This is a genomic window from Stenotrophomonas sp. GbtcB23 (assembly GCF_019091045.1).
Lineage (GTDB): Bacteria > Pseudomonadota > Gammaproteobacteria > Xanthomonadales > Xanthomonadaceae > Stenotrophomonas > Stenotrophomonas rhizophila_A.
In genome coordinates this window covers 1-260 of record NZ_JAGXKC010000470.1, presented here as the reverse complement: position 1 = coordinate 260, position 260 = coordinate 1, and the positions used below count along the sequence as shown (strand labels likewise).

The window sequence follows — 260 nt, the reverse complement described above, 5'->3', positions numbered from 1 at the left end:
GTCGGGCTGATGGACCGACGATCGCGAACTGGTTGAAGGCATGCAGCCCGATGCCCGCCGAGATCAGCCCGAGCATCGCCCCGTCGCGGCCTTTCAGGAGCCTCGACCACCCTGCGTCCCGGCCAACGTCCCGGCCAACATCCCGTCTCGCATCCCCTTTCACATCCATGTCCTGCAGCACGCCGCCATCCTTTTCCTCTCTCCAAGTTGCCGGCACGCTACGGCCTCAAGTGCGGTTGAGGTCAAGGCAGGGAATGAAA

1 protein-coding gene is annotated in these 260 nt (G+C 63.8%); it reads right to left on the bottom strand.

What is annotated here, in order from left to right:
• Nucleotides 1-181, bottom strand: a 181-nt coding sequence (locus KVS69_RS19805) for a hypothetical protein (protein ID WP_217539811.1), incomplete at its 3' end; no start/stop codon positions are given.
• Between the last annotated feature and the right edge of the window lie 79 nt (nt 182-260).